Below are 6,405 nucleotides of genomic sequence, written 5' to 3' on the forward strand. Positions count from 1 at the left end.
GAGCCACATATGATCGCCCAACATAGCGGCCAGATTATTACGACTGATTCGGTTGCCGGCCACATCGTTCATCCCGGAACCGCGGTTTATTCCGGGACCAAGTGGGCCATTCAGGCGATTATGGACGGCTTGCGGCAAGAACAGGCGGCCAACCATATCAAAACCACGATGATCTCCCCAGGTGCTGTTAACACCGAGCTGTTCAGCACGATCAGTGACCCCAAACGACGCGAAGCAGTTGAGTCCGACGAAAAGAATAACGGCCTGAGCGCAACCGATGTCGCCAACGCGGTCTTATACGCCATCGATCAACCAGCCAACGTTGCCGTTAATGAGGTTCTGATGCGTCCGGTTACCCAGCAGCGTTAAACTAACTGTACCCGTGTCTTTTTCAAAAGGAGTTTCACATGTCAGAGTATTCTTTTTTGAAACCATTCACTTTTAAACATCAAGCAATCCAGTTGAAAAATCGGATTGTGATCCCACCGATGACCACGCGTTTATCTTTTGAAGATGGCACAGTCACCAGCGATGAAATTCGCTACTATCAAGAACGTGCTGGTGGTGTGGGGCTTTTTATTACCGGAACCGCCAACGTCAATCCGCTGGGTAAAGGTTTTGAAGGCGAATTAAGTGTTGCGGACGATCGGTTTATCCCTGGTCTCAGTAAACTGGCCGCTGCCATGAAAACCGGTGGCACCAAGGCGGTTCTGCAGATTTTCAGCGCCGGCCGCATGAGCAGCAGCAAGATTCTGCGCGGTGAACAGCCGGTCAGCGCCAGTGCCGTCGCCGCCCCGCGTCCCGGTTATGAAACGCCGCGGGCACTCACGACCGACGAGATCGAAGCAACCATTCATGATTTCGGTCAGGCGGTGCGGCGCGCGATTCTTGCCGGATTTGACGGCGTGGAATTGCATGGCGCCAATACGTATCTGATTCAGCAATTCTTTTCCCCGCATTCTAACCGCCGAACCGATGAATGGGGCGGCGATCGCGACAAGCGGATGCGCTTCCCGCTGGCCATTGTCCACGAAGCGGAAAAAGCGATTGCGGCAACCGCTAATCGGCCATTTTTGCTCGGTTACCGGATTTCGCCTGAGGAATTGGAAGAGCCGGGCATTACGCTGGATGATACGCTAGCGCTGATTGACACCTTGAAAGCCACCAAGATTGACTATCTGCATGTTTCGCAATCCGACGTCTGGCGAACTTCGCTACGTCAACCGAATAACCCGGCGATTGTGAACAAAGTGATTCGGGATCACGTTGCCGGCGCCTTCCCGATCATCGTGGTCGGCGATGTCAAAACCCCTGCGGATGCCGAAAAAGCTGCGCAGGCATTTGATCTTGTCGCTATCGGCCACGAGCTGATCCGCGAGCCACACTGGGTTCAAAAAGTGTTAGACCACGACGAAAAGGCGATCCGTTACCAGATCGCCCCTGAAGATCTTGATGAGTTAGGGATTGCCCCGACTTTCTTTGACTTCATCGAAAGTATTTCCGGCGGCGCCAAGGGGGTTCCTTTGACGACCGCACTAGCTGACGACCACTAAGCCGTTGCAAGTTAAAATTTAAGTTCATCATGCGAGTCGAGCCGTAATAGCTCGGCTTTTTTCTTGTTGTATTCGTCTTGCGTAATCGCCCCAGTGTCAAGCAGGTCCTTATACGCTTTCAGCTTAGCGATCGTTGCCTGCTCATCTGCTTGTTCCTGGGCCGTTTTGGCTGCCTGGGCCGCCGCTTCCTGCTGCTTGCGGTGATAGTACAAGTAAAGCGCAACGCCCAAGACAACAATGGCCAAAACAATATACCAAAATTGAATCAGAATGGCGATGACAACCAGAATGGCAAAAAGACCTGCACAACCCATTTTTTGATTTTTCATATTGTCCTCCGTATGTGCCGCTAATAATCGTTGCAATCGTCATGACGCGTGTCAGATGCCCGTCATTTTTGCCGGATCCACCCAAGCATCAAACTGGGCGCTGGTGACATAGCCGGATTTAAGCGCGGCGGCTTTGAGATCGGTTCCTTCGCGTTCAGCTAGCTGCGCAATTTCGGCGCTTTTTTCATACCCAATGTGTGGCGTGAGGGCGGTTACTGTCATCAGCGAGTGCGCCACCAGTGCTTTCATCCGTGGCGCATTCACGGCCAGCTGAGCTACCAGCTTAGTTGTAAAACTCGTCACGGTTTGGGTGAGCAGCGTGGTTGATTCAAGGAAAGTGCTGATGATCACCGGTTTATAAACATTCAGTTCGAAGTTACCTTGGGAAGCGGCAACGGCAATGGTGGTATCGTTGCCTAACACGCGCACAGCCGCCATGGTCAGTGCTTCAGCCTGGGTTGGATTCACCTTGCCTGGCATAATCGAGCTGCCTGGTTCATTGGCCGGAATGGTCAATTCGCCATAACCCGCGCGCGGACCACTGGCCAGAAACCGAATGTCGTTAGCAATTTTCAATAGATCAGCAGCCAAGGTTCTGATGCCGCCATGAACCAGACTGATTTCGGAATGCGCCGCCAAAGCCGCAAACTTATTGGTCTGGGCCGTCAACGGCAACCCATAAACATCGCTCAACCGGCCAGCAACAATTCGCCCGAAGTTTGGTGCCGCATTTAGTCCGGTCCCCACTGCGGTGCCGCCAATGGCTAATCGAAAAAGTGCCGGCTGGAGTTGCTTGATTGCCGCCTGATCATGAGCAAGCATGGCCGCCCACCCGCTGAATTCCTGGCCAAACGTCATTGGTGTCGCATCTTGCAAATGGGTGCGCCCAATTTTAACGGTCGTGGCATATTCTGTGGCCTTTGTTTGCAAAACCTCGTGTAAATCAGCGACTGCCTGCAACAATTCATTCACAGCCAACGCTGCCGTGATGTTCATGGCCGTTGGAAAGGTATCGTTGGAACTTTGGCTGCGGTTTACATCGTCGTTAGGCAAAATCGGCAAATCGGGATTGAGCTTTGCTGCCTGATGAGTGACAACCTCATTCACATTCATATTCGTCTGCGTACCGGAACCGGTTTGGTAAACATGCAACGGAAAGTCCTGGCGTAACTGCTCATCTGGCAAGGACAGCAACACATCTACTGCTCGAGTGATCAATTGACCTTTGGGCGCAGGTAAAACATCCGCAGCGACATTAGCACGCGCGGCTGCTTTTTTAATTTGTAACAATGCCTTGATCACCGCCAGCGGCATCAGCGGCCCTGCCTGAAAATTGTGCCGGCTGCGCTCGGTTTGCGGCCCCCACAATGCAGTCTCCGGAATTTCAACTGGTCCTAATGTATCTGATTCGGTACGTGTTTTTGTCATCCTTGCCCCCGTCTGCGTGGTTACCATGCCTATCGCCAGATTGATAGTCTTATTTTACACGATCCACCAGCCAAGCGAACCCTAGGAAGCAAAAAAGTACGCCGCAGAAGATGATTTTTCCAGACTTCAGGCGTACTTTTCTAAATAATTTCAGTGTAATAGTGCCGCAACGAGCTGAGCGGCATCTTTTTTCAATTCAACGGAAGACAAGGATAAAACCGATAAGTAATAGTGAAGCGGATCAGCTTGCGGCGTTGGCATTCCGGCGTGCAACCAGCGGCTGACCAAGGCTGGGTCGGTTGACCAGGTTTGGATGTTGACCAAGCGGTGATCAGGATGATCCGGCGTCGAACCCGCAATTTTGAGCGCTAATTCGGCTTTCAACAGGCGGTCATAAGCTAATTGCGAAACGGCGTAAATGAGCGGCTGGTCACTGCCGAATGTTGCGGCTTGCAGCATGACCACACCTTCTGTATGAAGCGGAAAATTCTTGCGATCAACGCCGCTAAGCTTCAATAATTCGGCAAACGTGCCAGCATCATAGGTTCGGCTTGCCCGCACCGGCGACGCCATGATGCCGTTAAATTGCTTAAAAATCTGCCAAGGCGTTTGCGCTAAGTGGTAGTGCTTGTGAGTTTGTTGTTGATCCGAAAGCAATGCCCCACAAGCCTGAAGTTCCCACCGTGCTCTTTTTAAGGTCGTACGATTTTTGATCCCTGTCAGTGGCGCAAAGGTGGCAAAGAAATCCTTGCCACCGCGAAAAATCGTGCGCTGTTCGTGACTACTTTCCACGTCGAGATGATCGGCATACATCAACCCAATCAGCAAATCCGTTGCGTGTTGCGACAACATGGCTGTCTCCTCGTCAGTTTCAACATCAGTCCCTAATTCTTTCGATGTTTCCATTCCATCCCCCACTTTCATCATGCATCATTCAAAAAAGCCGCCCTGATCACGTTGAGCTGATCAAGGCGGCTTTTTGGATATACAACAATGCTTAACAACTATCTCAACGATCTTTTGATGTCACCGTGTCAACTCACCCGATTAGAATTCGGAGTGTGCGGAGCTTGGACGGGATGGCCGGGCTTTAACCATGACGACCAAGTTCCGTTATCGGGTCAGTCAAGTACGTTCATGCGAAGGGACTTGGGTTCGCGTATGTTCCAATTCGAGAATAGCAAATAGCCACGGATCGTAACCTACTGACTCTTCAATTCCATCGCAACTCATCACCAAAGATGCAACGAGATTATTGTACGTCATTACTTGCTTTCGCCTCTTTTGCATCGGCTACAGCTTCCAGATGCGCTTCGTAGCGCTTGTTACCTTTATAGAGATCCCAGATAGTCCAGGCTAACAAAGCAAGCACCACAACAATCAGAGCATACGCAATGTCGTTCGCAATGGTAGTTTGCGTAGCCGTTGGATGATCACCGAAGAATCCAGCAATTGAATCCGGCAGGCCTTTAAGATTCAGATAGGTTAAACCAAGAACAGAGATCCAGCCAAGCACTTTGACCCAGCCAGTGTTCTTAAACCGCTCACCCATTTCAACTTTACTATTGGTAAACATTAACAGTGGCAACATTGAGAACGGTAGCGCGAAGGCCAGGAAGACCTGCGAGTTATTCATCAATGTATTTAGTGCCTCATGTTGCTGAATCGGTGTTTCTCTGGCAGTCAACATAACGCAGACAATAACCGGAATGACGGAGATAATCCGGGTCACCAGGCGGCGTGCCCACAACGGCATCTTCATGTGAATAAAGCCTTCCATGATAACCTGTCCAGTTAACGTACCGGTAATGGTTGAATTTTGGCCTGATGCCAACAACGCAACCGCAAACAGGATGGACAAAATACCGGACTTGGCAACGGCAATCAGAACCCCATTACTAAGGGTCGAGGAATCTGACAATGCTTCAAACAAACCGAAGAAGGAAGGATCTTTAACCGCACCGCTCTTGAAGACCGCAACCCCCATGACCAGCAGCAAGCAGTTAACAACGAACGCAAATGATAACTGGATATTGGAATCCCATGCGGAAAACTTAACCGCTTGGGCCACATCATCCGGATCGTGGTGATCGATTTTCCGTGTCTGGGAAATCGCGCTATGCAGATACAGGTTATGCGGCATAACCGTCGCACCAATAATTCCCAACGCCCCTTGAATTGGACTCATGCCATTCACTGAAGGTGAGTTGGCGAAAGTTTCGCTTGTCGGAATGAAACCTTTTAGCAGTGCCCCCATGTTCGGGTCCGATAAAGCCACTTGATAAATGAACACGAACAGGATGACAAGAATAAGTGCAACAACAATGGCTTCGATTTTGCGGAACCCGATCTTGGTCAGTAACAGTAATACCAAGACATCAAGCACCGTGATCAGTACCGAAATGACTAGCGGAATGTGGAACAAAAGATAAAGCGCGATGGCGGCACCGATAACTTCGGCAATATCAGTCGCCATGATCGCTAACTCTGTCAGAATCCATAAGACAATCCCTAATGTCTTCGAGGTTCTTGCCCGAATCGCCTGGGCAAGATCCATTTGACTCACAATGCCAAGTTTAGCTGCCATGTATTGCAGCAACATCGCAATCAAACTTGACATTAGGATAACGGAAATCAATAAGTACTGGAAGTTTTGTCCACCGGTAATGGAAGTGGACCAATTACCTGGATCCATGTAACCAACGGCAACCAGCGCCCCTGGCCCGGAATAAGCAAATAGCGTGCGCCAAAAGCCTTTCCCGTGTGGTACCTCAACAGTACCGTTAATTTCTTCCAATGATGGCCCATTCGCGTATTGGATGAGCTTCATGGAATGTTTCTTCTTGTGATCATCACTCACAATATGTCTCCCCCTCTTGAAGTCGCTTGCTGGTGCAGGAGATTGCGCCGGTAAGTGCTTTTTGTAGACGCGTTTACTGGTGTAGAAACCTCCGTGTAAGAGCCTTGGTCGCGATGGCCTAAGCCCCGGGTCATCACGCCCAAGGCCACTTATGCTCCGGTTTCTAACCGGCCCAGTTCACGCTCTCTTTTAAACGCGTTCACCAGCCCAGAAACCTGCGTGTAAGGACCTCTGG

General features: G+C 50.6%; 6 protein-coding genes. 2 read left to right on the forward strand and 4 right to left on the reverse strand.

The annotated features are described in order from the left end of the window. Together GSO_RS11680 and GSO_RS11685 are read left to right on the forward strand one after the other, a co-directional pair. A partial coding sequence (locus tag GSO_RS11680) for an SDR family oxidoreductase (protein ID WP_010492407.1) occupies positions 1-369 on the forward strand: 369 nt, incomplete at its 5' end. Positions 370-407: 38 nt separating this feature from the next. Further along, entirely contained in the window at positions 408-1,553 is a 1,146-nt protein-coding gene (locus GSO_RS11685; protein WP_010492409.1) for an NADH-dependent flavin oxidoreductase, read from the forward strand. An 11-nt stretch (positions 1,554-1,564) separates the two neighbouring features. On the opposite strand, the gene GSO_RS11690 is transcribed toward GSO_RS11685, so the two are convergent. From GSO_RS11690 to GSO_RS11710, 4 genes are all read right to left on the reverse strand, one after another. After that, complete coding sequence (locus GSO_RS11690; protein ID WP_010492411.1) at positions 1,565-1,882, reverse strand: SHOCT domain-containing protein; 318 nt, start codon at positions 1,880-1,882, stop codon at positions 1,565-1,567. Between the two features lie 51 nt (positions 1,883-1,933). Then, the gene (locus GSO_RS11695) at positions 1,934-3,310 is read right to left on the reverse strand and encodes a class II fumarate hydratase (protein ID WP_010492412.1); all 1,377 of its coding nucleotides are present in this window, start codon (positions 3,308-3,310) and stop codon (positions 1,934-1,936) included. A gap of 150 nt (positions 3,311-3,460) precedes the next feature. Continuing rightward, positions 3,461-4,216: a hypothetical protein gene (locus GSO_RS11700; RefSeq protein ID WP_010492414.1), complete on the reverse strand. Its 756-nt coding sequence runs from the start codon at positions 4,214-4,216 to the stop codon at positions 3,461-3,463. A gap of 346 nt (positions 4,217-4,562) precedes the next feature. After that, positions 4,563-6,170 (reverse strand): Nramp family divalent metal transporter, encoded by a 1,608-nt coding sequence (locus tag GSO_RS11710; protein WP_010492416.1) that lies wholly within the window; start codon positions 6,168-6,170, stop codon positions 4,563-4,565. Between the last annotated feature and the right edge of the window lie 235 nt (positions 6,171-6,405).

This window comes from Lacticaseibacillus zeae DSM 20178 = KCTC 3804 (assembly GCF_000260435.1).
In the GTDB taxonomy this organism is placed as follows: Bacteria; Bacillota; Bacilli; order Lactobacillales; family Lactobacillaceae; genus Lacticaseibacillus; species Lacticaseibacillus zeae.

Coding starts and splice junctions, on each gene's coding strand:
- GSO_RS11685 (WP_010492409.1), top strand. CDS start 408: ATGTCAGAGTATTCTTTTTTGAAACCATTCACTTTTAAACATCAAGCA.
- GSO_RS11690 (WP_010492411.1), bottom strand. CDS start 1,882: ATGAAAAATCAAAAAATGGGTTGTGCAGGTCTTTTTGCCATTCTGGTT.
- GSO_RS11695 (WP_010492412.1), bottom strand. CDS start 3,310: ATGACAAAAACACGTACCGAATCAGATACATTAGGACCAGTTGAAATT.
- GSO_RS11700 (WP_010492414.1), bottom strand. CDS start 4,216: ATGGAAACATCGAAAGAATTAGGGACTGATGTTGAAACTGACGAGGAG.